23 protein-coding genes are annotated in these 23,022 nt (G+C 69.4%); 10 read left to right on the forward strand and 13 right to left on the reverse strand.

What is annotated here, in order from left to right; translation table 11 throughout:
* The first annotated feature begins 38 nt into the window (after positions 1-38).
* From argC to BYZ73_RS03110, 8 genes are all read left to right on the forward strand, one after another.
* Positions 39-1,067, forward strand: coding sequence for an N-acetyl-gamma-glutamyl-phosphate reductase (argC, locus tag BYZ73_RS03075; protein ID WP_112314865.1), 1,029 nt, complete (start codon positions 39-41; stop codon positions 1,065-1,067).
* A gap of 13 nt (positions 1,068-1,080) precedes the next feature.
* Entirely contained in the window at positions 1,081-1,542 is a 462-nt protein-coding gene (ccmE, locus tag BYZ73_RS03080) for a cytochrome c maturation protein CcmE (RefSeq protein WP_112314866.1), read from the forward strand.
* A gap of 66 nt (positions 1,543-1,608) precedes the next feature.
* Positions 1,609-2,220: a holin-associated N-acetylmuramidase gene (locus BYZ73_RS03085; RefSeq protein WP_112314867.1), complete on the forward strand. Its 612-nt coding sequence runs from the start codon at positions 1,609-1,611 to the stop codon at positions 2,218-2,220.
* Complete coding sequence (locus tag BYZ73_RS03090; protein WP_181497945.1) at positions 2,211-2,774, forward strand: holin family protein; 564 nt, start codon at positions 2,211-2,213, stop codon at positions 2,772-2,774. Before BYZ73_RS03085 ends, BYZ73_RS03090 begins: the two co-directional genes overlap by 10 nt.
* Positions 2,775-2,894: 120 nt before the next feature.
* Positions 2,895-4,874, forward strand: a complete 1,980-nt coding sequence (locus BYZ73_RS03095; protein WP_112314868.1) for a heme lyase CcmF/NrfE family subunit — start codon at positions 2,895-2,897, stop codon at positions 4,872-4,874.
* 8 nt (positions 4,875-4,882) lie between these two features.
* Entirely contained in the window at positions 4,883-5,362 is a 480-nt protein-coding gene (locus tag BYZ73_RS03100) for a cytochrome c-type biogenesis protein (protein WP_245943031.1), read from the forward strand.
* A gap of 81 nt (positions 5,363-5,443) precedes the next feature.
* Positions 5,444-6,223 carry an enoyl-CoA hydratase-related protein gene (locus tag BYZ73_RS03105; RefSeq protein WP_112314870.1) on the forward strand — a complete coding sequence of 260 codons (780 nt, stop codon included), beginning with the start codon at positions 5,444-5,446 and terminating at the stop codon, positions 6,221-6,223.
* A 116-nt stretch (positions 6,224-6,339) separates the two neighbouring features.
* Positions 6,340-6,528, forward strand: coding sequence for a hypothetical protein (locus BYZ73_RS03110; protein ID WP_075785690.1), 189 nt, complete (start codon positions 6,340-6,342; stop codon positions 6,526-6,528).
* Between the two features lie 91 nt (positions 6,529-6,619).
* Here the strand turns inward: BYZ73_RS03110 and gltA are convergent, their stop codons facing one another.
* Positions 6,620-7,918, reverse strand: coding sequence for a citrate synthase (gene gltA, locus BYZ73_RS03115; protein WP_108022764.1), 1,299 nt, complete (start codon positions 7,916-7,918; stop codon positions 6,620-6,622).
* Positions 7,919-8,005: 87 nt separating this feature from the next.
* Positions 8,006-9,409, reverse strand: a complete 1,404-nt coding sequence (gltX, locus tag BYZ73_RS03120; RefSeq protein WP_425451060.1) for a glutamate--tRNA ligase — start codon at positions 9,407-9,409, stop codon at positions 8,006-8,008.
* Positions 9,410-9,495: 86 nt separating this feature from the next.
* On the opposite strand from gltX, the gene BYZ73_RS03125 reads away from it, so the two are divergent.
* The gene (locus tag BYZ73_RS03125; RefSeq protein ID WP_342768179.1) at positions 9,496-11,601 is read left to right on the forward strand and encodes a ComEC/Rec2 family competence protein; all 2,106 of its coding nucleotides are present in this window, start codon (positions 9,496-9,498) and stop codon (positions 11,599-11,601) included.
* Here the strand turns inward: BYZ73_RS03125 and lexA are convergent.
* The 6 genes from lexA to BYZ73_RS03155 all read right to left on the reverse strand — a co-directional run bounded on the left by lexA (position 11,595) and on the right by BYZ73_RS03155 (position 16,410).
* Positions 11,595-12,287, reverse strand: coding sequence for a transcriptional repressor LexA (lexA, locus tag BYZ73_RS03130; protein WP_112314979.1), 693 nt, complete (start codon positions 12,285-12,287; stop codon positions 11,595-11,597). The two genes, BYZ73_RS03125 and lexA, sit on opposite strands and share 7 nt — an antisense overlap.
* Before the next feature lie 68 nt (positions 12,288-12,355).
* Positions 12,356-13,531: a molybdopterin molybdotransferase MoeA gene (locus BYZ73_RS03135; protein ID WP_112314872.1), complete on the reverse strand. Its 1,176-nt coding sequence runs from the start codon at positions 13,529-13,531 to the stop codon at positions 12,356-12,358.
* Positions 13,528-14,007, reverse strand: coding sequence for a cyclic pyranopterin monophosphate synthase MoaC (gene moaC / locus BYZ73_RS03140; protein ID WP_112314873.1), 480 nt, complete (start codon positions 14,005-14,007; stop codon positions 13,528-13,530). Before moaC ends, BYZ73_RS03135 begins: the two co-directional genes overlap by 4 nt.
* On the reverse strand, positions 14,007-14,816 hold the full coding sequence (trpC, locus tag BYZ73_RS03145) for an indole-3-glycerol phosphate synthase TrpC (RefSeq protein WP_108022772.1): 810 nt from the start codon (positions 14,814-14,816) through the stop codon (positions 14,007-14,009). Before trpC ends, moaC begins: the two co-directional genes overlap by 1 nt.
* Complete coding sequence (gene trpD / locus BYZ73_RS03150) at positions 14,813-15,832, reverse strand: anthranilate phosphoribosyltransferase (RefSeq protein WP_075785696.1); 1,020 nt, start codon at positions 15,830-15,832, stop codon at positions 14,813-14,815. The genes trpC and trpD overlap by 4 nt, the downstream gene beginning before the upstream one ends.
* Entirely contained in the window at positions 15,829-16,410 is a 582-nt protein-coding gene (locus tag BYZ73_RS03155; RefSeq protein WP_108022773.1) for an anthranilate synthase component II, read from the reverse strand. Before BYZ73_RS03155 ends, trpD begins: the two co-directional genes overlap by 4 nt.
* Before the next feature lie 339 nt (positions 16,411-16,749).
* On the opposite strand from BYZ73_RS03155, the gene BYZ73_RS03160 reads away from it, so the two are divergent.
* Positions 16,750-18,396: a divergent polysaccharide deacetylase family protein gene (locus BYZ73_RS03160; RefSeq protein ID WP_146746250.1), complete on the forward strand. Its 1,647-nt coding sequence runs from the start codon at positions 16,750-16,752 to the stop codon at positions 18,394-18,396.
* A 7-nt stretch (positions 18,397-18,403) separates the two neighbouring features.
* On the opposite strand, the gene BYZ73_RS03165 is transcribed toward BYZ73_RS03160, so the two are convergent.
* Genes BYZ73_RS03165 through cysG form a run of 5 tightly spaced genes read right to left on the reverse strand, consistent with a single transcriptional unit; the run spans position 18,404 to position 22,892 of the window.
* On the reverse strand, positions 18,404-18,826 hold the full coding sequence (locus BYZ73_RS03165; RefSeq protein ID WP_112314875.1) for a DUF934 domain-containing protein: 423 nt from the start codon (positions 18,824-18,826) through the stop codon (positions 18,404-18,406).
* Positions 18,823-19,569 (reverse strand): phosphoadenylyl-sulfate reductase, encoded by a 747-nt coding sequence (locus BYZ73_RS03170; protein WP_108022776.1) that lies wholly within the window; start codon positions 19,567-19,569, stop codon positions 18,823-18,825. Before BYZ73_RS03170 ends, BYZ73_RS03165 begins: the two co-directional genes overlap by 4 nt.
* Positions 19,559-21,211, reverse strand: coding sequence for a nitrite/sulfite reductase (locus tag BYZ73_RS03175; RefSeq protein WP_112314876.1), 1,653 nt, complete (start codon positions 21,209-21,211; stop codon positions 19,559-19,561). The genes BYZ73_RS03170 and BYZ73_RS03175 overlap by 11 nt, the downstream gene beginning before the upstream one ends.
* Before the next feature lie 2 nt (positions 21,212-21,213).
* Complete coding sequence (locus tag BYZ73_RS03180) at positions 21,214-21,519, reverse strand: DUF2849 domain-containing protein (protein ID WP_112314877.1); 306 nt, start codon at positions 21,517-21,519, stop codon at positions 21,214-21,216.
* Positions 21,516-22,892 (reverse strand): siroheme synthase CysG, encoded by a 1,377-nt coding sequence (gene cysG / locus BYZ73_RS03185; protein WP_112314878.1) that lies wholly within the window; start codon positions 22,890-22,892, stop codon positions 21,516-21,518. The genes BYZ73_RS03180 and cysG overlap by 4 nt, the downstream gene beginning before the upstream one ends.
* Positions 22,893-23,022 lie beyond the last annotated feature (130 nt).

The following is a 23,022-nucleotide window of genomic DNA, read 5'->3' on the forward strand; positions in this document are numbered from 1 at the left end:
GCCTTGTGCGGGCCCGTTTTCCTGCAGGGGCAGAAGCCATGACACACTCCGTCGCCATTCTCGGCGCCTCGGGCTATACCGGGGCAGAACTCATCCGGCTGATCGCCACTCATCCCGAGCTTCGCATCGTGGCGCTGTCGGGCGAGCGTAAGGCGGGGATGCCGATGGCCTCGGTGTTTCCGCATCTGCGCCATATGGACCTGCCCGATCTGGTGAAGATCGAGGAGATCGACTTTTCCACCGTCGATCTGGCCTTCTGCGCGCTGCCGCATGCGACCAGCCAGGCGGTGATCAAGGAATTACCCCGCGATCTGAAGATCGTCGATCTGTCGGCCGACTTCCGGCTGCGCGACCCGGCCGCCTACGAGAAATGGTACGGCAAGCCCCATGCCGCGGTCGATCTGCAGAAAGAGGCCGTCTATGGCCTGACCGAATTCTACCGCGACGAGATTCGCGCCGGACGGCTGGTCGCGGGCACCGGATGCAACGCGGCGACCGGGCAATATGCGCTGAGGCCGCTGATCGAGGCGGGTGTCATCGACCTTGACGAGATCGTGATCGACCTCAAGGCCGGGGTGTCCGGCGCGGGCCGGTCGCTGAAGGAAAACCTGCTGCATGCCGAACTGTCGGAAGGCTTTCACGCCTATTCGGCGGGCGGCACCCACCGGCATCTGGGCGAGTTCGACCAGGAATTCTCGAAGATCGCCGGGCGGCCTGTCGAGGTGCAGTTCACGCCCCACCTGATCCCCGCGAACCGGGGGATTCTCGCCACCGTCTACGTGCGCGGCGAGGCCGAGGTCGTTCATGCCACCTTGGCAAAGGCCTATGCGGATGAGACCTTCATCGAGGTCCTGCCCTTCGGAGACCACCCCTCGACCCGGCATATCCGGGGCTCGAACTTCGTCCATATCGGGGTTGTGGGCGACCGGAAACCGGGCCGGGCCATGGTGATCGCGGCGCTCGACAACCTGACCAAGGGCTCGTCGGGGCAGGCGCTGCAGAACGCCAACCTGATGCTCGGGATCGCCGAGGAAACCGGCCTGATGCTGGCCCCCTGCTTCCCCTGAGGGAGAACGCAAGATGCGCGGACTGAAGAAGAGACGGCGGATACAGATCATCCTACTGGCCTTTGCGGCGCTGGTGCTTTCGACCGGGCTGATCGGCTATGCGATGCGCGACGGCATCAACTTCTTCCGCTCGCCGAGCCAGGTGACCGAGGCCCCGCCGCCGCCGACCGAAACCTTCCGCATCGGCGGTCTGGTCGAGCAGGGCAGCCTGAAACGCGGTCAGGGCAAGACCATTCGCTTCAACGTCACCGATGGCGGCGCCAGCGTGCCCGTGACCTATACCGGCGTGCTGCCCGACCTGTTCAAGGAAAACCAGGGCATGGTCGGCACCGGGCGGCTGGTCGACGGCGTCTTCGAGGCGCGAGAGATCCTCGCCAAGCATGATGAAAGCTACATGCCCAAGGAAGTGGTCGACGCGCTGAAAGAACAGGGCGTCTATCGTGACCCGTCCGTTGAGGGCGCGAACGGCAGCTGAGCCTCACGCTAACCGCCTTCGATCCAAATTCCCCCGGTTCCGACGCGAAGCGGGGGAGAAGCGCTCATGAAAACGGTGGAAGACCTCGCGCGGGAAATCGTCCTGCGCGAAGGCGGCTTTGTGAACGATCCCGACGACCCGGGCGGTCCGACGAATCACGGGGTCACGCTGGACACGCTGCGCCGACTGCGGCTCGACCTGACCGGGGACGGGCTGGTCGACATCGCGGATGTGCGCAAGCTGAGTGCCGAGCAGGCGGTGGCGATCTATGTCGATCATTATTTCCGGCGGCCGAAACTCGACGCCCTTCCGGACCTGCTGCATCCTTCGGTCTTCGACATGTATGTCAACGCGGGCGCCAATGCGGTGCGGCTGCTGCAGCAATTGCTGAACGACATGGGCCAGCCCTGCGGGATCGACGGCGTCGTCGGGCCCGAGACGGCGCGTGCCGCGAAGACGGCTGCCGAGGCGGCGCCGGACCATATCGCCGACGCCTATGGCATCGCCCGGCGCAACTATTATTACGCGCTGGCCGACCGCCGCCCGGCGAGCCGCAAGTTCGCCTGCCGGCGGGATGGCGGCAAGGGCGGCTGGATCCTGCGGGCCGAGGAATTCATCTCGGCGCGCTATCATCTCAGCGACGACGAACATCGGGAAAGGACAGCGCGATGGGGATGATGAATGCAGCCCTCGGCATGCTCTTCTCGGGCGGGCCCAATGTGGTGCGCGAGGCGGCCGAGGTGTTCCGGGTCAATGCCGAGGCCGCCGACAAGCGCGATCTGGAATTGCAGCGCGCCGTGCTGGAGGAATTCGCCCGTGAATTCGCCCAGCCGCGCCAGACGCTTTTCGATGTGCTGATCGACGGGGCGAACCGGCTGCCCCGGCCGCTGCTGGCGCTGGGCACGGTCGGGCTGGCGATTTCGGCCATGGTCGACCCGGTCTGGTTCGCGGCCCGGATGCAGGGCATGGCGCTGGTGCCCGAGCCTCTCTGGTGGTTGATGGGTGCGATCATCAGCTTCTATTTCGGGGCGCGCTATCAGGCCAAGGGGCAGGATTTTCAGCGCTCGATCGCCGAGACCATGGCGATGGCGCCGCAGGTGGCGCGCAACCTCCAGCATCTGCGCGACCTGTCCGAAGAGGCAGTCGCGATCCGCACCGCCCGGAGCGATACCGACGCCGTGGCGGTCTCGCAGGGAGCCAATCCGGCGCTCGAGGCGTGGCGCGAGAGGTAATCGAGAGCTGATCACGGGACGGCTGCGCCCGGCGCGGCCGGGCTCACGATTGCGTAAACGTCTCGGCCCCGCGACGCGAAATCCATTGGCGCAGGGGCGCCGGGCGGGTATGAGATCGCCATGGTTATCGAGCTCGGCCACTTTGCCCTCGCCCTCGCCTTCGCCATTGCCCTGGTGCAGGCGATCATTCCCATGATCGGTGCCCACAAGGGCTGGAGCGGCTGGATGGCCATGGCCGAACCGGCCGCCATGGCGCAGTTCCTGCTGACCGCCTTCAGCTTCGGGGTTCTGACCTACGCCTTCGTGGTCTCGGATTTCTCGCTGAGGGTCGTGGTCGAGAACTCGCACACCCTGAAGCCCATGCTTTACAAGGTGTCGGGCGTCTGGGGAAACCACGAGGGCTCGATGCTGCTCTGGGTGCTGATCGTGGCGCTTTACGGCGCGCTCGCGGCCTGGTTCGGGGGCGGGCTGCCGCCGACCCTCAAGGCGCGGGTGCTGGCGGTGCAGGCGGCCATCGGCGCGGCCTTCTACGCCTTTATCCTTTTCACCTCTAACCCGTTCGACCGGCTGGCCGAGGCGCCTTTCGACGGGCAGGATCTGAACCCGCTGCTGCAGGACCCGGGGTTGGCCTTCCATCCGCCCTTCCTCTACCTCGGCTATGTCGGGCTTTCGATCTGCTTCTCCTTCGCGGTTGCGGCCCTGATCGAGGGCCGGGTCGATGCCGCCTGGGGGCGCTGGGTCAGGCCCTGGACGCTCGCCGCCTGGATCTGCCTGACGGTCGGCATCGCGTTGGGGTCCTGGTGGGCCTATTACGAACTGGGCTGGGGCGGTTTCTGGTTCTGGGACCCGGTCGAGAACGCCTCGTTCATGCCCTGGCTGATCGCCGCCGCGCTGTTGCATTCGGCCATCGTCGTCGAAAAGCGCGAGGCGCTGAAAAGCTGGACGATCCTGCTGTCGATCATCGCCTTCGGCTTCTCGCTGGTCGGTGCCTTCATCACCCGGTCGGGCATCATCACGTCCGTGCATGCCTTCGCCAACGACCCCGAGCGGGGCGTCTTCCTGCTGATGATCCTGCTGGTCTTCATGGGCGGCGCGCTGACGCTGTTCTCGGTGCGGGCCAGCGCGATGCAGGCCAAGGGCGTGTTCGGGACGGTCAGCCGGGAATCGGCGCTGGTCTTCAACAACATCCTGCTGGCGGTCGCGGCGCTGGTGGTCTTCGTCGGCACGATCTGGCCGCTGGTGGCCGAGATGGCCTTCGACCGCAAGCTGTCGGTCGGCGCACCCTTCTTCAACATGGCCTTCACGCCCTTCATGGTGGTGCTGGCGATCCTGTTGCCGCTGGGCTCGATCCTGCCCTGGAAGCGGGCGCGACTTGCCCGCGCGGCAGGGCCGGTGCTGCCCGCGCTGGTGCTGGCAGTGGCGCTGGGGGCACTTGTCTGGGCGATGCAGACCGGACACAGCGCGCTTGGGCCCATCGGCGTGGCGCTGGGTGCCTGGTTGATCGCCGGGTCGGCGGTCGATCTCTGGCTGCGGGCCGGACGTGCGGGGCTGGTGGCACGGCTCGGCCGGCTGACGCGGCTGCCGCGCGCCGATTGGGGCAAGGCGGTCGCCCATGCCGGGCTGGGGATCACCATGATCGGCATTTCCGCGATGCTGGCCTGGAACCAGGAAGACATCCGCGTCGCCCAGATCGGCGAGCGCTATGACCTGGGCGGCTACGGCTTCCAACTGGACCGGGTGCAGAAGCTGGAAGGCCCGAACTATATCTCGACCGCCGCCACCATGAGCGTCTGGCGCGGCGACAAGCAGATCGCAGAAATGCATCCCGAAAAGCGGGTCTACCCGGTCGCGGGCATGCCCACGACCGAGGCGGCCATCGACGGCGGGTTTCTGCGCGATCTTTATGTCGCCATCGGCGATCCGCAGCAGGACGGCGGCTGGGCGGTGCGCACCTATATCAAGCCCTTCGCCAACTGGATCTGGATGGGGGCCATCGTGATGGCGCTGGGCGGGCTTCTCAGCCTTTCCGATCGCCGGGTCCGCGTCGCCGCCGGGGCGCGCAAGGATCGCGGCCCCGTGCTGCCCCAGCCCGCCGAATGAGGATGCCGATGCCCCGTCCCGCGCTGATCTCTGCCCTTCTGCTGGCCCTGAGCCTGACCCCGTTGCTAAGCGGGCCGCTGAAGGCGGTCGAACCGAACGAGATGCTGGCCGACCCGGCCGAAGAGGCCCGCGCCCGCGATATCTCGAAGGGCATCCGCTGTCTCGTCTGCCGCAACGAAAGCATCGACGATTCCAACGCCGATCTGGCGCGCGACCTTCGGGTCCTGGTGCGCGAGCGGATCGCGGCGGGCGACAGCGATACCGAGGTCGTCGACTATCTGGTCGACCGCTATGGCGAATACGTCCTGCTGAAACCAACTGCCACCGGCTCGAACCTCGTGCTTTACATCGCCGGGCCGCTGATGCTGGTACTGGGGCTGGGCGCGGCCGTTTTCTACATTCGCGGACGCCGGGCCGGGCGCGATGCGGGCTCGGAGGCGCTGAGCCCCGAGGAAGAGGCGCGGCTGAAAGAGATCCTCGGCAAGTGAGGCGCTGACCTCGCGTCTCCCTTTTCCCCGGGCGCGCTGCCGCTAGTCTGACCGGAGACCGGGCAAGGGGAGGATACTGCCGTGACGGATTACAAGACCATCGGATTTGACTGCACGGACGGGCTGGCGGTGGTGACGCTGAACCGGCCCGAGGTGATGAATGCGCTCAGCGCGCAGATGCGGGCCGAGATCACCCATGCGATGCGCGCGGCGGGGCAGGCGGCGCGAGTCGTGGTGCTGACCGGCGCGGGCCGGGCCTTCTGTTCCGGCCAGGACCTGGGCGACGGCGCCAACATCGCCAATATCGACATCGAGCGCACGCTGCGGGACGAATACGAACCGATGCTGAACGCCATCATCGACTGTCCGGTGCCGGTGATCGCGGCGGTCAACGGCGCCGCCGCCGGGGCCGGGGCCAATCTGGCGCTGGCCGCCGATGTGGTCATCGCCTCCGAGGCTGCGGTTTTCGTGCAGGCCTTTACCCGCATCGGGCTGATCCCCGATGCGGGCGGCACCTACTGGTTGCCCCGGCAGGTGGGCTTTGCCCGCGCGATGGGGGCGGCCCTTTTCGCCGAACCCGTCCCGGCGCGTCAGGCGGCCGAGTGGGGCATGATCTGGGAGGCCGTGCCCGAGGACGGGTTCGAGGCCCACTGGCGCGCCCGGGCGGCGCAGCTGGCCTCGGGGCCGACCGTGGCTTACGCCAATCTCAAGACCGCGCTGCGGCGCTCGGTCTCGAACGATTTCGAGACCCAGCTGTCGCTGGAGGCCGAACTGCAGGGCCAATGCGGTGCCTCGCGCGACTTCAAGGAGGGCGTGCTGGCCTTTCTCGAAAAGCGCAAGGCCCGGTTCGAGGGCTGCTGAGACGGGGGCGGTCGGCCGGTCCTTGCCGAGGCGAGGCCCGGCTCCGTGCGGCGATGGAACGGGAGGGGCAAGCCGTGCGTTGGGCAAGGCAAATGACCCAAGGGAAAGGATCCGCCATGACCCGTCTTCATACGATCACCGCCGTTTCGCTTCTTGGCGCCGCCTTGCTGGCGGGGTGCGGCGAAAGCTACGGCGAACGCGCACTGACCGGCGGCGTGCTGGGCGCGGGCGTTGGTGCAGCGACCGGCAACGATGTGGGGACCAGTGCCGCGATTGGGGCCGGTGCGGGTATCCTGACCAAGTAACCGGACCCCGCCGGGCGTCCGGCGCCCCGAAATGAAACGGACCCGCAGGCATCGGCCTGCGGGTCCGGTGTTTCGGTGACGGCCGGGGCGATCAGCGCCGGTCTTCGACATCCACGTAGTCGCGGCGGGTGGCGCCGGTATAAAGCTGGCGCGGACGGCCGATCTTCATCGCCGGATCGCCGATCATTTCCTTCCACTGGGAAATCCAGCCGACGGTGCGGCTGACCGCGAAGATCGGCGTGAACATCGAGGTCGGGAAGCCCATCGCGTCGAGGATGATGCCCGAATAGAAATCGACGTTCGGGTAGAGTTTCTTCGAGACGAAATACTCGTCCTCCAGCGCGATCTTCTCAAGCTCCATCGCGACTTTCAGGGTCTCGTTGTTCTCGATGCCCAGAAGCTCCAGCACCTCGTCGGCGGATTGCTTCATCACCTTGGCGCGCGGGTCGAAATTCTTGTAGACCCGGTGGCCAAAGCCCATCAGGCGGAACGGATCGTTCTTGTCCTTGGCGCGGGCGATGAATTCCGGGATCCGGTCGACGGTGCCGATCTCGCGCAGCATTTCCAGACAGGCCTGGTTGGCGCCGCCATGGGCCGGGCCCCAGAGGCAGGCGATGCCGGCCGCGATGCAGGCAAAGGGGTTCGCGCCCGACGACGAGGCCAGACGCACCGTCGAGGTCGAGGCGTTCTGTTCGTGGTCGGCGTGCAGCGTCAGGATCCGGTCCATCGCGCGGGTCAGGATCGGGTCGACCTCATATTCCTCGCAGGGCACCGCAAAGCACATGCGCAGGAAGTTCGAGGCATAGTCCAGATCGTTGCGCGGATAGATGAAGGGCTGGCCGATCGAATACTTGTAGGCCATCGCGGCGATCGTCGGGACCTTGGCGATCAGCCGGATCGAGGCGACCTCGCGCTGCCAGGGGTCCGAGATGTCGGTCGAGTCGTGGTAGAAGGCCGACATGGCGCCGACCACGGCCACCATGACCGCCATCGGGTGCGCGTCGCGGCGGAACCCGGTGAAGAAGCGGTGCATCTGTTCATGCACCATGGTGTGGCGGGTCACGCGGTTCTCGAAGTCTTCCAGCTGGGCGGCGGTGGGCAGTTCGCCGTACAGCAGCAGGAAGCAGACCTCGAGAAAGTGGGATTTCTCGGCAAGCTGGTCGATGGGATAGCCGCGATGCAGCAGCTCGCCCTTGTCTCCGTCGATGAAGGTGATCGAGCTTTCGCAGGACGAGGTCGAGGTGAAGCCCGGATCGTGGGTAAAGATCCCCATCTGGCCGTAGAGCTTGCGGATATCGACGACGTCCGGCCCGGCCGTCGGGCTCAGCACCGGCAGCTCGACCGATGTGTCACCCAGAGTCAGCGTTGCGGATTTCTTGCTGTCAGCCATGAAAGTCCCTCTTCTTGAGATACCGGGCCGCGCTCCCTGATCGCGGCTCCGGACGGTGGCGTGCAGGGGGCTTTCGGCGGCGGTGCCTCAGCCCTGGGTGTCAGCCAGCCGGGCGAGCGTCTCGTCCCGGCCGATGACAAGCATCATGTCAAAGACGCTGGGCGTAACCGTCCGCCCGGCAAGTGCGGCGCGCAGGGGCGGGGCCAGTTTCCCGAGGGTCAGCCCATGGGCCTCTGCCACCCCGGTCACGGCCGCCTCAAGGGCGTCACGCGTCCAGCTAGCATTTTGCAGATGCGGCGTCAATTCTCCCAGTATACCACGGGATACATCATCCAGCGATTTTGCTGCTTTCTGATCCGGCTCGAAGGGACGCTCTCCCAGAACGAAATACGCCTTTTCAACGAGTTGGGGGAAGGTCTTCGCGGATTGCTTGAGGAAGGGCAGGGCGCGGGCCAGACCGGCGATCTGTTCTTCCGTCAGGGACGGTCCGTCAGTTGCGGCCAGAAAAGCCTGAACTTCGCGCAGCAGCGCGGCATCCTCCGCCGCCGCGATATGCTGACCCGAGAGGTTTTCAAGCTTCTTGAAGTCGAGCCGCGCGGGAGAGCGGCCGATTCCTTCAAGGCTGAACCATTCCTTGGCCTGGGCGTCGTCGAAGACCTCGTCATCCCCGTGCGACCAGCCGAGCCGGGCCAGATAGTTGCGCATCGCGGCCGCCGGATAGCCCATGGCCTGGTATTCCTCGACCCCCAGCGCGCCGTGGCGCTTCGACAGCTTCTTGCCATCGGGCCCGTGGATCAGCGGGATATGCGCCCAGACCGGCACCGGCCAGCCCATGGCGTGATAGATCTGCATCTGCCGGGCCGCGTTGTTGAGGTGGTCGTCGCCCCGGATCACATGGGTCACGCCCATGTCGTGATCGTCGACCACCACCGCCAGCATGTAAGTGGGCGTGCCGTCCGAGCGCAGCATCACCATGTCGTCAAGCTGGTCGTTGCCGATCTTCACGTCGCCCTGCACCTTGTCAGCGATCACCGTCGCGCCCTCGCGCGGGGCCTTCAGCCGGATCACATAGGGCGCATCGGGATGGGTCGCCGGATCGGCGTCGCGCCAGGGGCTCTGGAAAAGCGTCGAGCGGCCCTCGGCGCGCGCCGCCTCGCGAAAGGCCTCGATCTCGGCCTGCGTTGCGAAGCACTTGTAGGCGGTGCCGTTGTCCAGCATCGCGCGGGCCACCTCGGCATGGCGGGGCGCGCGTTCGAACTGGCTGATGGCCTCGCCGTCCCAGTCGAGCCCCAGCCAGGTCAGCCCCTTCAGGATCGCGGCCGTCGCCTCGGGGGTCGAGCGGGCGCGGTCGGTATCCTCGATCCGCAGCAGGAAGCGACCGCCCCGGCCGCGCGCGAAAAGCCAGTTGAACAGCGCCGTGCGCGCGCCGCCGATATGCAGGTACCCGGTCGGCGAGGGCGCGAAACGGGTGACGACAGGGCCGTCCGACATGTCGGTCATGAGCCTTAACCTTTTATTCACCATGGTGGAGATAGCGTCTCTGTCTGTCTAGGAGATCGCTGCGGAGAGGACAAGCGGTGGGGCTTCTGCTGACCGGGCCGGTCGGCCTTGCGGGACCGGCACAGCTGGCGCGGGCGCTGGCCTTGGCGGCGTCGGCGATGCTGGCGTCGGTCGAGGCCCGGCGCGGCCATCTCTTCCCCTGGACGCCGGTCTTCCTGTCGTTGGGCATCGGGCTGTATTTCCTGCAGAAAACCGAGCCGCCGGTCTGGGCGCTCTGGGCCTGCGCCGGGGCCGCTGCCGTGCTGGCCCTGGCCGCGCGCCGCCTGCCCGAGCTGTGGGGGCCTCTCCTGATCGCGCTGGCGCTGGTTGCGGGCGGGACGGCGCTGGCAGGGGCCCGCGCCCATCTGGTCGCGGCGCCCAAGCTCGACCACCGCGTCTATGGCGCGCTCGAGGGCCGGGTGCTGGTTCTGGACCGCTCGATCTCGGACGCGCCGCGGATCACGCTCGATCAGGTCTGGATCGAGCGCGTGCCCCCCGACCAGACGCCCCGCCGGTTGCGCGTGGCGCTGCATGGCGAGGGCGGGGTGACGGCGCCGCCGCCCGGCGCCCGGATCGCGATGATGGCGCATTTGTCACCGCCGGGCGCCCCGGCCGAGCCCGGCGGCTTCGATTTCCGCCGCCATGCCTGGTTCCAGCAGATCGGGGCGGTGGGCTATGCCAACAGCCCGGCGGTGACGCTGAGCCCGCCCGAGGGCGGCGCCACGCTTCTGGTGCACCGCATGCGGATGGCGCTGTCGGACGCGCTTCGGGCGCGCATTCCGGGCGATCAGGGCGCGTTCGCGGCGGCGATCCTGACCGGCGACCGCTCGGCCATGTCGCGCGACACGATCCAGGCGCTGCGCGACTCGAACCTCGCGCATCTGCTGGCGATCTCGGGGCTGCATATGGGGTTGCTGACCGGGGTCGTGTTCGCCGCGCTGCGCTTTGCGCTGGCGCTCTGGCCGCGGCTGGCGCTGCGCCTGCCGATCAAGAAGATCGCGGCGGCGGGGGCGCTGGCGGTCGGCGCGGTCTATCTGGCGCTCTCGGGCGGCAATGTCGCGACCGAGCGTGCCTTCGTCATGGTCGCGGTCGTGCTTGGCGCGGTGATGGCCGACCGCCGGGCGCTGACGCTCCGCGCAGTGGCGCTGGCCGCGCTGATCGTGCTGGTCCTGACCCCCGAAAGCCTGACCCAGGCGGGCTTCCAGATGTCCTTTGCCGCGACGACGGCGCTGATCGCGGTCTTTGCCGCGCTGCGCGACCGGCCCGAAGGCGGCTGGCGCCCGCCCCGCTGGGCGCAGGGCGCGCTGGCGGTGGTGATCTCCTCGGCGGTGGCGGGGGCCGCGACCGCACCCTTCGGGGCCGCGCATTTCAACCAGGTCTCGCAATTCGGGCTGATCGCCAATCTGGCCTCGGTGCCGCTGATGGGGCTTCTGGTGATGCCCGCCGCGGTCGCAGCCGCCTGTCTCGCGCCCTTCGGGCTGGCGGTGCTGGGGCTCGAGCCGATGCGCTGGGGCATCGCCTGGATCCTCTGGGTGGCCGAGCGGGTCGCGGGGCTTGACGGCGCAGTCTGGCCCGTGCCCGCGCCGGGGCCGGCCGTGCTGCCGCTGATCGCGGTCGGGGCGCTTTTTGTCATGCTCTGGACGGGCCGCGCCCGGGCGCTGGGGCTGGTGCCGATCCTCGCGGCTTTCGCGCTCTGGTCGGCAGTCGAGCGCCCCGCACTGCTGATTGCCGACAGCGGCGGGTTGATGGGGGCGATGGGCTCCGAGGGCCGGGCGCTGTCGAAACCCTCGGGCGAGGGCTTCGTCGCGCTGAGCTGGCTGGAAAACGACGGCGACAGCGCCGATCAGGCCATGGCCGTCGCCCGGCCGGGGTTGAACGGCGCGCGTGGCGAACAGGAGGCGACGGTGGCCGGGCAGCGGGTGACGCTGATCACCGGGCGCGGCTGGGCCGACCGGATCGCGCCCGCCTGCATGCGGGGTTGGGTGGTGGTGCCGCAATATGTCGACGATCCGCCTGCGGGGTGCCGGGTCTTCGACCGCGCGGCGCTGGCCCGGACCGGGGCGCTGGCGTTGTTTCCCGGCGCGGACGGCCCGCGCCTTGTCACCGCCCGCGGCGTGGCGGGCGACCGGCTCTGGGCTCAGTAGCTGCGGATCAGCCCGACCAGACGGCCCTGCACCTTGACCTGATCGGATCGCAGGATGCGGGTCTCATAGGCCGGGTTCGCGGCTTCGAGCGCGATCATCTCGCCCTTGCGTCGGAACCGCTTCAGCGTCGCCTCATGGCCCTCGACCAGTGCCACCACGATCTCGCCGTTCTCGGCGGTGGTCTGTTCGCGGATCACCACGACGTCGCCATCGTTGATCCCGGCCTCGATCATCGAGTCGCCCTTGACCTCCAGCGCGTAATGCCGTCCCCGGCCCGACAGCATCGAGCCCGGCACAGCCACCGTATGCGACACCTCGGAAATCGCCTCGATCGGCGTGCCCGCCGCGATCCGGCCCATCACCGGCAGTTCCAGCGCATGGACGGGCGTGACGTCCATCGCACCCGAGGGGGGCGGCGTCTCGGGGCGGTCGCCGTCGATGACCACCGGGCGGAAGCCCCTGGCCTCCAGCGCCTCGGGCAGCTTGACGATCTCGATGGCGCGGGCGCGATGGGCCAGACGGCGGATGAATCCGCGTTCCTCCAGCGCCGTGATCAGTCGGTGAATGCCCGATTTGGACCGCAGATCCAGCGCCTCCTTCATCTCGTCGAAGGACGGCGGAACACCGTCGCGCTGCATTCTTTTATGAATGAATTCAAGAAGATCCAGTTGCTTGCGAGTCAACATGTCCATCCCCCCACAGGAAGCCGTTCTCTCCTGTTCTAGACATGTTCACGTTTTGTGTCAAGCTTTAGTTACCGCAACGTCAAGTATTCCGCCAGTGCCCCTGCGGGCTGTGGCCCGTCGTCCGCCGGACGGATCAGCAGCGCATCGGCCTCGGCCAGCACCGACAGCAGCGCGCTGTCCTGCCGCTCGAAGGGCAAAAGGCCCTCGGGTGTCAGGCGCGCGCGCAGGAAATGGGTGCGCGGTCCGTTGGCCTCGAGATCTGTGGCCAGCGGCGCGCGCGCGGTCGGGAGGGGCGCCTTGGGCAGGCCCTGAAAGGCCCGAAGCGCAGGCCGCAGGAAGACATGGCCGCAGACCATGGCCGAGACCGGGTTGCCGGGCAGGCCGATCATCGCGGCCCCGCCCAGACGGCCCGCCATCACCGGCTTTCCGGGCCGCATCGCGACCTTGTAGAAGGCCGGCGCCATACCGAGATCGGCCGCGACCTTGCCGACGATGTCGTGATCGCCGACCGAGGCGCCGCCGATGGTCACCACCAGATCGGCGCCCTCGGCCAGGGCGAAGACGGATCGCAGCGAGGCCTCGCTGTCGCGCGCGATGGGCAGCAGCCGGGCGATGCCGCCCTCGGCCTCGATCAGCGCCTTCAGCCCGAAGCCGTTCGCGGCCACGATCTGGTCGGGGCCGGGGGTTTCGCCCGGCATCACCAGCTCGTCGCCGGTCGCGATCAGCGCGACCTCGGGGCGGCGGTGGACGGGCAGGGCGGGCAGGTTCATAGCGGCGGCCAGCGCCAGATCGGCGGGACCCAGACGGCGCGGGGCGGCCAGCATGTCGCCTTGCCGGAAATCGCCGCCCGCCGCGCGGATATTGGTGCCGTGATCGAAGCCCGCGCCCAGCACGATCCGGTCACCCTCGCGGGTCACGTCTTCCTGAATGACGACGCGGTCGGCGCCCGCGGGCAAGGGCGCGCCGGTGAAGATCCGCACCGCCTGCCCCGGCGCCACCGTGCCCGGCCAGCCCTGACCGGCGGCGGCCTCGCCCTCGACGCGCAGCGCCGCGCCCGGGCGGGCGTCTTCCTCGCGGATCGCATAGCCGTCCATCGCCGAGGCCGCAAAGGGCGGCTGGCTGCGGCGCGCGGCGACCGGGCGGGCCAGCACCCGGCCCGCGGCCTCGGCCAGCGGCACCTCCTCGACGGGCAGCGGCGCGATCAGGTCGAAGACATGGCCAAGCGCCGCGTCGACCGAGATCATTCGGAGGCCTCGTAGCGGCCCGACTTGCCGCCCTCTTTCAGCTTCAGCCGGATGCCGCCGATTTCCATGCCCTTCTCGGCGGCCTTGAGCATGTCATAGACCGTCAGTGCCGCCGTACTGACCGCGGTCAGCGCCTCCATCTCGACCCCGGTGCGCCCGGTGGTCTTGACCGTGGCCTCGATCCGAAGGCCCGGCAGGCTCTCGTCGGGCGTCAGATCGACCGCAACCCGGGTGATCGGCAGCGGATGGCACAGCGGGATCAGATCCGAGGTCTTCTTGGCCCCCATGATGCCCGCGAGCCGCGCGACCCCGATCACGTCGCCTTTCTTCGCGCTGCCCGCGCGGACCAGAGCCAGCGTCTCGGGGGCCATCCGGACCCATCCCGTCGCCACCGCCAGCCGCGCGGTCTCGGACTTGTCCGAGACATCGACCATATGGGCCCGGCCTTCGGCGTCGAAATGGGTCAGCTCGGGCATCAATGCGCGCCCATCGCCGGGTTGGCCAGCAGCTTGCGGGTCGCGGCGGCGACATCCTCCTGACGCATCAGGCTTTCGCCGATCAGGAAGCTGCGCACGCCGTACATCGCCATCTGCGCCAGATCGGCCGGGGTGTTGAGCCCGGATTCGCTGACGATCTGGCGGCCTTCGGGCACCCGCTTGGCCAGCTGCCTGGTGGTGTCGAGGCTGGTCTCGAACGACTTCAGATTGCGGTTGTTGATGCCGATCAGAGCCGATTTCAGCTTGGCCGCGCGGTCCAGTTCATCGGCGTCATGAACCTCGATCAACGCATCCATCCCCCAGGAAGTCGCGGCCTCTTCCAGCTCGGCCGCCTGGGCGTCAGACACGCTGGCCATGATGATCAGGATACAGTCGGCGCCCAGCGCCCGGGCCTCGGCCACCTGATAGGTATCGTAGAGGAAATCCTTGCGCAGCACTGGCAGCTTCACCGCCGCGCGGGCCTCGGTCAGGAACGGCTTGGCCCCCTGAAACGAGGGCGTGTCGGTCAGCACCGACAGGCAGGCCGCGCCGCCTGCCTCATAGGCACGCGCCAGCGCGGGCGGGTCGAAATCGGGCCGGATCAGCCCCTTCGACGGGCTGGCCTTCTTGATTTCCGCGATCAGCCCGTAGCCCGTCAGCGCCGCCCGGTGCAGCGCCTCGGCAAAGCCGCGCACGGCCGGGGCGGCGCGTGCCGCCGCCTCGACATCCGCCAGCGGCCGCGTGGCCTTGTCGGCGGCGACCTCTTCCAGCTTGTAGGCCTTGATGCGGTCCAGAATGGTCTCGGTCATGCGGCCTCCGATGTGATCCGGGCGAGGCCCTCGACCTTGCTTTTGGCCGCGCCGCTGTCGATGCTGTCCTGTGCCCGCTCGACGCCCTCGCGCAGCGTCGTGACCCGGCCCGCCACCACCAGAGCGGCGGCCGCGTTCAGCAGCACGGCGTCGCGATAGGCCGAGGCCTCGCCGTCGAGAAGCGCCGCGAAGGCGCGGGCGTTGTGATCGGGCGTGCCGCCGATGATGGCCTCGAAGGGATGGACCGGCAGGCCCGCTTCTTCGGGATGCAGCTCGCGCTCGGTGATGGTGCCTTCCTCCAGCATCGCGACATGGCTGATCCCCGCGATCGACAACTCGTCGGTGCCGTCGCCGCCATGCACCAGCCAGGCGACTTCGGTGCCGAGCCGGTCGAGCGTCTCGGCCATGGGGCGCAGAAGTGCCTTGGAAAAGGCGCCGGTCAGCTGGCGCGTGACCCCGGCGGGGTTGGTCAGCGGGCCGAGGATGTTGAAGATCGTCCGGGTGCCCAGCTCGGCCCGGGTCGGGCCGACATGGGCCATGGCCGGATGGTGCATCGGCGCCATCATGAAGCCGATGCCGACCTCCCTCAGCGCGGTTTCGACGACATCGGCGCCGACCATCACGTTGATGCCCATATGGGTCATCGCATCCGCCGCGCCCGATTTCGACGACAGGTTGCGGTTGCCGTGCTTGGCCACCGGCACGCCCGCGCCCGCCACCACGAAGGCGGTCGCGGTCGAGATGTTCAACGTGCCCTTGCCGTCACCGCCGGTGCCGACGATGTCGATGGCGCCCTCGGGCGCGGTCACCTTCCGGCATTTCGAGCGCATGACCTTCGCGGCGGCGGCATATTCGTCGACCGTCTCGCCCCGGGTGCGCAGCGCCATCAGCAGACCGCCGATCTGGCTTGGCGTCGCCTCGCCCTCGAACAGCGCCTCGAAGGCGGTCTCGGCCTCGTCCCGGGTCAGGGGGCGGTCGGCGGCAAGGCCGATCAGCGGTTTCAGCGCGTCGCTCATGCGGGTTCCTTCACGGTGTCGAGGAACGTCTTCAACAGGGCATGGCCATGCTCCGAGGCGATGCTTTCGGGGTGGAACTGCACCCCGTGGATCGGCAGCTCGCGGTGGCGCAGCCCCATGATGGTTCCGTCTTCCAGCCAGGCATTGGCGATCAGGCAGTCGGGCAGGCTGGCGCGCTCGACGATCAGCGAATGATACCGGGTCGCCTTGAAGGGCGAGGGCAGGCCCGCGAAGACGCCCGACCCGTCATGCTCGATCGAGCCCATCTTGCCATGCACGATCTCGGCCGCGCGCACCACCTTGCCGCCGAACGCCTCGCCGATGGTCTGGTGGCCGAGGCAGACGCCCATCAGCGGTATGCCGGTCTCGGCCGCGGCGCGGGTCAGGGGCAGGCAGATCCCGGCCTGGGCCGGATCGCAGGGGCCGGGCGACAACAGGATCGCGGACGGCCGCAGCCCCATCGCCTCCTGCACGTTCAGGGCATCGTTGCGGACGACCTTCGTCTCGGCGCCGAGTTCCCCGAGATAGTGCACCAGATTATAGGTGAAACTGTCGTAATTGTCGATCAAGAGCAGCATGGTCAGCGCCTTCGCGAAAGGGGATGAACCGGGTCGCGGGTCGGGCTATACATGCTCAGAGCGACGCGCCCCGGTCAAGGGGCGGCGGCGGGGCAAAGGGTCCCGCATCGGACAGGGCGGCCCGGGCAGGCCGTCGCGAGGTCGGAGGTACGAGGCATGGGCAGGGTTTTTTCCAGCGGCATTCGCGGCTTTCTCTGGGGTGCTGCGGCCAGCGGTCTGGGGTTGGCGGCGCTGGCGGTCGCGGTGCCGCCGTCCGGGCCCGGCCCTGGTCTCGGCGCTGGTCCCGGTTCTGGTCCCGGCGCCGGGTCCGCTTCGGTGCCCGCCCCAGTGAGAGACCCCGTGCCCGCTCCCGTGCCCGCGCAGCCGGGTGAGGCGCCCGCCCCGCGGTTCTCGGCCATCCCCGAAAGCGGCGCGCCCGCCGCCCCCGAGCCTGAAACCGCGCCTGCCGCGGTTCCGGCCCCGGCGGCGCGGCCCGCGGCGCCGTCCGGGCCCGGGGGGCTGCCCGCCACCGATCCGACCACCGATATCGACCTGCCGCCGGGGTCCGAATTCAACCGTCCCCGGCCCGAGACCGAGGCGACCCTGCCCGAGCGCGAAGAGACCCTGCGCGAGACCCCGGCGATGGGCGCCCCGGCCCCCGCCGCCGTCGCCGAGGCGCCGCTGCCCGACACCGCGCCCGCGGCGGCCCCCGCCCCGGTCTCAGCGATACCCGAGACGATGACCCCGCCCGAGGCTCCCGATGCGGCCGTCGATCTCGGGGCCGGGACCGACCTCGGTGCCGAAGAGCCCGCGCCCGCCGGTGCCGCCCTGCGCAGCCCCGCCGCGCCCGAACCGGCCACGCCGCCCGCCCCCGAGGCACGGTCCGATGGCCATCCCGCGACCGGGATGCAGACTGGGACGACGACCGCACCTGCGACCGGGACAGCGACTGGAATAGCGACTGGGACAGCGACCGGGACAAAGCCGGAGGCCGCTCCGGCCATTCCCGGTGCCGGCTTGCCCGCTGATCGGGACGGCGATGCGGCGAGTACTCTGCCCCAGCCCGAGCCTGACTCCGTGCCTGACTCGGGGCCTGACACGGGGCCTGGCTCCGGAAATGCAGCGCCCCGCATCCTGCCGCCGCCCGGCGCCGGGGCCGCCGATGCGCCCGGAGAGCCCCCGGGCGACTTGACCCCGGTCGCTCCGCTGCCGACGCTCGGCACGGTTCCGGGCGTGGACGCCACGGCCCCGAGCGAGCAAGGCGCGGCGACGGGTCCCGCGCCGGACGACCGGCCGGGGGAACGGGCGCAGGATCGGGCCGCCGCCCCGGCGCCGCTGGGGGCGCTGGCGCGGAATGCCGTGGCCTTCGATCCGCCGCCCGGGGCGCCGCTTCTGTCGCTGGTGCTGGTCGATGTCGGCGCGGCAGGGCTCGACCGCCGGGCCTTGCTGACCTTTCCCTTTCCGGTGACCTTCGCGATCGACCCGGCGATGCCCGGCGCTGCCGAGGCCGCCGCCGATTTCCACCGGGCGGGCTATGAGGTCGCGCTGCTGGCCAGCGGACTGTCGGATCTGCCGCCTGCCGAGGCCGCCGCCCGGCTGAACCGCGCGCTTGGGCTGATCGGCAGCGGTGTTGCCGTGCTCGACCCCGGCACGGACGGGTTTCAGGAGGATCGCGTCCTGACCGATGCGGTTCTGGGCGTGCTGGCCGAAACCGGTCACGGGATCGTCACGCGCGACGAGGGTCTGAACCCTGCGGCCCGCGCCGCCGACCGGGCGGGCGTGCCCGAGGCGACGGTCTTCCAGACCCTCGATGCCGATGGGCAGAACACCGAGACCATGCGCCGGATGCTGGACCGTGCGGTGTTCGAGGCGCGCCAGACCGGGCAGGCGGTGCTGGTCGGTCACAGCCGCCCCGAGACCGTGACCGCGCTTTTTTCCTGGGCGCTGCAATCGGGGCCGGGCGAGGTGGCACTGGCCCCGCTGTCGGCTCTGCTGCGCCTGCCCTGATCCCGGATCAGGCGGCCGGGCGCCGCAACCGCGCGAGATAACCCTGCCGCCCTGCGGCCGCGCGCCAGTCGGCCTCGGGCTGGCGCTGTGCGCGGGCCGCGTCGATCTCGACCTCGTCGAAGCCGCAGGCCCGCGCCATCGGATATTGCTCGGGGATCAGCTGCCCGGCGGCACGGAGCCGCCCGGCAAAGCCCATCCGCCGGAGCGTCCGCGCCAGCGTGAACCCGCGCCCGTCCGATACCGCCGGAAAGGCGATGCGGATGGTCTGGATCTGCGCCAGATGCGGGGTCAGCGTGGCCGGGTCGGTCTCGGGGCCGAGATCGACCCGCAGCGCCCCGGGTGCCGCCTCGAGATCGGCGAAGCCCAGGTAGCGCTCGGCCGGATCGACGGGGCCGAAGCCCGCATCGGTGATCAGAACCCGGTCGCTCATGCCACGTCCTCCGCCCCCATCCGCACGAAGCGGCCATTGACCAGATGGATGCCGCATTCCTGCTTGTCCTGACCGCGCCAGCGGCCCGCGCGCGGGTCCTCGCCCGGAGCGACGCGGCTGGTGCAGGGCGCGCAGCCGATCGACGGATAGCCGCGCGACACCAGCGGATGCCGGGGCAGGTCGTGACGGTCGATATAGGCGGCCACATCCTCGCGGCCCCAGCCATGCAGCGGGTTGATCTTGACCCGCCCGGCCTCGTCGGTTTCGCAGACATGCATCGCCTGGCGCTCGCGGGTCTGGTGCCGCTTGCGCCCTGTGACCCAGGCGCCGAAGCCCGCAAGCGCGCTCTCCAGCGGTTCGGTCTTGCGCAGATGGCAGCAGAGATCGGGATCGCTGCGGTGCAGATCGCCCGCCGGGTCGTGCAGCTCGATCGCCTCGGTGTCGGGGTGCAGCAGCCGAACGCCGGTCAGTCCCAGCAGGTCCGCGACCTCGCGCTGATAGGCCAGCGTCTCGGGGAACAGCATCTCGGTTTCCAGAAACAGCACCGGCAGGCCGGGGTCGAGTTCGGCCACCATGTGCAGAAGCACGACCGATTCCGCCCCGAAGGAAGACACCAGCGCCAGTTGCCCGGCGAAGCGGTCGGCCGCCTCGGCCAGCACCTCTTGCGGCGTCGCGCCGTCCAGGCGCCGGTTCAGCGCCGCAAGCCGGGTCTCTGCCCGTTCGAACCCGTTTTCAGGCCGCATTTTCCCTGCTCTCCTCGGAATAAAGCGCCTTCTGGAACGGCGCGAGCCCCAGCCGCCGATAGGCTTCGGCAAAGGTCTCGTCCGCGCTGTCGCGAAGCTCCAGATAGGCCGTCACGATACGTTCCACCGCACCGACGATCTCGTCCGCGGCAAAGCCCGGACCGGTGCGCTCGCCGATGGCGATCCGTTCGGTCGGATCGCCCCCCAGCGTGATCTGATAGGTCTCGACGCCCGCGCGTTCGAGCCCGAGAATGCCGATATCGGCCACATGGTGATGGCCGCAAGCATTGATGCAGCCCGAGACGTTCAGCCGGAGCGGGCCGACCTCATGGGCCAGATCGAGGGTCTCGAACAGGACCGCGATTTCCTGCGCGACCGGGATCGAGCGGGCCGTCGCCAGCGCGCAATAGTCCATCCCCGGGCAGGCGATGATGTCCGAGATCAGCCCGGCATTGGCCGCCGCCAGCCCGGCCGCCGCCAGCGCCTCGAAGACCGCGGGCAGGTCGTCCTTGCGGACATGGGGCAGGATCACGTTCTGGCGGTGGCTGATGCGGATCTCGTCATAGCCGAAGATCTCGGCCAGATCGGCGATCGCCCGCATCTGATCGGCGCTGGCATCGCCCGGTTGCTGGCCCGGCGTCTTCAGCGAGACGGTGACGATGGCGTGATCCTCGCGCCGGTGCGGGGCAAGGTTCGTATCCGTCCAGGCCCGGAACGCCGGGCTGCCCGACGGGATCGCGGTACCGCCCGCGCGGAAATCGGGGGCGCGGAAGGCCGCGCGGATCTCGGCCAGGGCGGCGTCGGCACCGGGAAATTCGGACCGGGTCTCGGCAAAGCGGGCCTCGACCAGATCGCGGATGGTATCAAGCCCCATCTCGTGGACCGCGATCTTGATCCGGGCCTTGTACTTGTTGTCGCGCCTGCCAAGCTGGTTGTAGACGCCCAGCACCGCCTCGACATAGGGCACCAGATCGGCCTCGGGCAGGAAGTCGCGGATGATGCGGCCGATCATCGGGGTGCGGCCGAGCCCGCCGCCGACGCTGACCTCGAACCCCACGGCGCCGTCCTGCGCGACGACGCGCAGCCCGATATCATGGGCGCGCGTCACGGCGCGGTCGGCGGTGGCGCCGGTGATTGCGATCTTGAACTTGCGCGGCAGGTACTGGAACTCGGGATGGTCGCTCGACCATTGCCGCAACAGTTCGGCATAGGGGCGCGGATCGGCGATCTCGTCGGCGGCGGCCCCCGCGAAATGGTCCGAGGTGACGTTGCGCACGCAATTGCCCGAGGTCTGGATCGCATGCATGCCGACATCGGCCAGCGCATCCAGCATGTCGGGCACATCGCGCAGCTTGGGCCAGTTGAACTGGATGTTCTGGCGGGTGGTGAAATGGCCATAGCCGCGATCCCAGCGCTCCGAGATCGTCGCAAGCTGGCGCATCTGGCGCGCGTCGAGCGTGCCATAGGGAATGGCCACGCGCAGCATGTAGGCGTGCAGCTGCAGGTAAAGCCCGTTCATCAGGCGCAGCGGCTTGAACTCGTCCTCGCTGAGGCGGCCGTCGATCCGGCGCTCGACCTGATCGCGGAACTGGCGCACGCGGTCGCGCACGAAACTCTCGTCGAAATCGGAATAGGCGTACATCGTCACTCTCCGGGAAGGTGGTCGAGGCGGTCAGAGGCGTGGGCGGGACCCCGGACGCGGAAGACCTCGCGGAAATGCAAGGGGGCGGGGCCTTCGGGCGCGGTCGCGACCTCGGCCAGATAGGGGCCGACGACCCGAGCGGCGTCGGACGCGGCTGCGGCAAGGCAGGCCTCGGCCGTCTCGGGATCGCGCAGCACTTCGGCTTCGCGGATCGTGGCCGACCAGCGCCCGTCCGCGGTGCGCCAGACCGGGTGGCCCTCGAACAGGTCGTTGGCGGTCACGACGCTGGGGTGAAAGCGGCGTTTCATCGGGCGGCCTCGCGCAGGGCGGGAAGGGACCGGGCGGCGGCGCGCGGCGCCAGACCCAGCAGGATGACGGCCGGGCCGGTCAGCCCGGCGGCGGCGATCTCGGCGGGCAGGGTGCCCAGCCTTGCCGAAAGGATGCGTTCCTCGGGGCGGCCCGCATTCTCGACCACGCTGACCGGGGTAGCGGCCTCGGCGCCATGCATCATCAGCCGGCCCTGGATGAACCGCGCGGCGCGTTTGCCCATGTAGATCGCGGCGACCGTACCCGGCCGGGCCAGCGCGGCCCAGTCGTGATCGGCAAGGCCCTTCACGTCATGCCCGGTCAGCACGCGCAGCTCGGAATTGCGGCCGCGCCGGGTCAGGCTCTGGCCAAGGCTTGCGGCAGCGGCCGAGGCGGCGGTCAGCCCCGGCACCACCGACCAGGCGACACCGGCGGCCTCGCAGGCCTCGATTTCCTCGTCGAGCCGGCCGAAGACCGACGGATCGCCCGCCTTGAGCCGCACCACGACAAGGCCCCGGGCCGCACGGTCGACGATCAGGCCGTTGATGTCCGCCTGCGGCGTCGAGGGGCCAAAGCCGGTCTTTCCCGCCTCGACGATCTCGGCCTCGCGGCGGGCCAGTTCCAGGATCGGCGCGGGCACCAGCCGGTCGTGAATGACCACATCGGCGCGGTCGAGCGCGCGGCGGGCGCGCAGCGTCAGGTCGTCGGGATCGCCGGGGCCTGCGCCGACGAACAGCACCTCGCCCGTCGCCGTTTCGGCCGCCTTGTGGGCTTCAAGCAGGGGGGCAAGCTGCGGCGCGGGGCCCGGCATGCCGTCGAGAAGCCCCGCGAAGGCGTCTTCCCAGAAGCGGCGGCGGGCCCGGCCCTGGGGCAGCGCCTCGGCCGCCGGGCGGAAGGCATCGGCCGCGCGCACCCGCGCGCCAAGCCCGGCGGGCAGCCAGGCTTCGAGGCCCGCCTTGATGCGGCGCGCCAGAACCGGGGCCGCGCCCTCGGTGCCGATCGCCACGACGACGGGGGTGCGGTCGACCAGCGCGGGGGTGATGAAGGCGCTGTCGGCGCGGTTGTCGACGATGTTGCAAAGCACGCCCGCCGCCTGCGCGAGGTCGGCCACGCGGGCATCCTCGGCCGCGTCGTCGGTCGCGGCATAGACCAGCCGCGCGCCGTCGAGATCGGCCGCCTCGACGGGCCGCGCGACCCAGCTGAGACGCCCCTCGGCCTGCCAGTCGACGATCTTCGGGTCGGCCTCTGCGGCATGAACCGCGATCCGGGCCTCGGTCTTCAGCAGCAGGCGCAGCTTGGCCAGCGCGGTCTCGCCGCCGCCTGACACCACGATCCGCGCGCCCTCGGTGCGCAGGAAGATGGGGAAGAACTTCATCGGGACTCTCCCTGAAACTTTCCCGCAGTAGAACAAAATTCCCCGAGGAACGCGATAACCCGGAAGCAAAAGGGTCATAACTCCTTCCATTGCGATCCTGCGGGGACAAATTCCCATAAACTCCGTTTGC

This window comes from Rhodovulum viride, assembly GCF_003265965.1.
Classification (GTDB): Bacteria; Pseudomonadota; Alphaproteobacteria; order Rhodobacterales; family Rhodobacteraceae; genus Rhodovulum; species Rhodovulum kholense.

What these genes read in the sequence shown, in the direction of transcription:
- argC (WP_112314865.1), top strand. Translation starts at nt 39, where the DNA reads ATGACACACTCCGTCGCCATTCTCGGCGCCTCGGGCTATACCGGGGCA.
- ccmE (WP_112314866.1), top strand. Translation starts at nt 1,081, where the DNA reads ATGCGCGGACTGAAGAAGAGACGGCGGATACAGATCATCCTACTGGCC.
- BYZ73_RS03085 (WP_112314867.1), top strand. Translation starts at nt 1,609, where the DNA reads ATGAAAACGGTGGAAGACCTCGCGCGGGAAATCGTCCTGCGCGAAGGC.
- BYZ73_RS03090 (WP_181497945.1), top strand. Translation starts at nt 2,211, where the DNA reads ATGGGGATGATGAATGCAGCCCTCGGCATGCTCTTCTCGGGCGGGCCC.
- BYZ73_RS03095 (WP_112314868.1), top strand. Translation starts at nt 2,895, where the DNA reads ATGGTTATCGAGCTCGGCCACTTTGCCCTCGCCCTCGCCTTCGCCATT.
- BYZ73_RS03100 (WP_245943031.1), top strand. Translation starts at nt 4,883, where the DNA reads ATGCCCCGTCCCGCGCTGATCTCTGCCCTTCTGCTGGCCCTGAGCCTG.
- BYZ73_RS03110 (WP_075785690.1), top strand. Translation starts at nt 6,340, where the DNA reads ATGACCCGTCTTCATACGATCACCGCCGTTTCGCTTCTTGGCGCCGCC.
- gltA (WP_108022764.1), bottom strand. Translation starts at nt 7,918, where the DNA reads ATGGCTGACAGCAAGAAATCCGCAACGCTGACTCTGGGTGACACATCG.
- gltX (WP_425451060.1), bottom strand. Translation starts at nt 9,409, where the DNA reads ATGTCGGACGGCCCTGTCGTCACCCGTTTCGCGCCCTCGCCGACCGGG.
- lexA (WP_112314979.1), bottom strand. Translation starts at nt 12,287, where the DNA reads ATGTTGACTCGCAAGCAACTGGATCTTCTTGAATTCATTCATAAAAGA.
- BYZ73_RS03135 (WP_112314872.1), bottom strand. Translation starts at nt 13,531, where the DNA reads ATGATCTCGGTCGACGCGGCGCTTGGCCATGTCTTCGACCTGATCGCG.
- moaC (WP_112314873.1), bottom strand. Translation starts at nt 14,007, where the DNA reads ATGCCCGAGCTGACCCATTTCGACGCCGAAGGCCGGGCCCATATGGTC.
- trpC (WP_108022772.1), bottom strand. Translation starts at nt 14,816, where the DNA reads ATGACCGAGACCATTCTGGACCGCATCAAGGCCTACAAGCTGGAAGAG.
- trpD (WP_075785696.1), bottom strand. Translation starts at nt 15,832, where the DNA reads ATGAGCGACGCGCTGAAACCGCTGATCGGCCTTGCCGCCGACCGCCCC.
- BYZ73_RS03155 (WP_108022773.1), bottom strand. Translation starts at nt 16,410, where the DNA reads ATGCTGCTCTTGATCGACAATTACGACAGTTTCACCTATAATCTGGTG.
- BYZ73_RS03165 (WP_112314875.1), bottom strand. Translation starts at nt 18,826, where the DNA reads ATGAGCGACCGGGTTCTGATCACCGATGCGGGCTTCGGCCCCGTCGAT.
- BYZ73_RS03170 (WP_108022776.1), bottom strand. Translation starts at nt 19,569, where the DNA reads ATGCGGCCTGAAAACGGGTTCGAACGGGCAGAGACCCGGCTTGCGGCG.
- BYZ73_RS03175 (WP_112314876.1), bottom strand. Translation starts at nt 21,211, where the DNA reads ATGTACGCCTATTCCGATTTCGACGAGAGTTTCGTGCGCGACCGCGTG.
- BYZ73_RS03180 (WP_112314877.1), bottom strand. Translation starts at nt 21,519, where the DNA reads ATGAAACGCCGCTTTCACCCCAGCGTCGTGACCGCCAACGACCTGTTC.
- cysG (WP_112314878.1), bottom strand. Translation starts at nt 22,892, where the DNA reads ATGAAGTTCTTCCCCATCTTCCTGCGCACCGAGGGCGCGCGGATCGTG.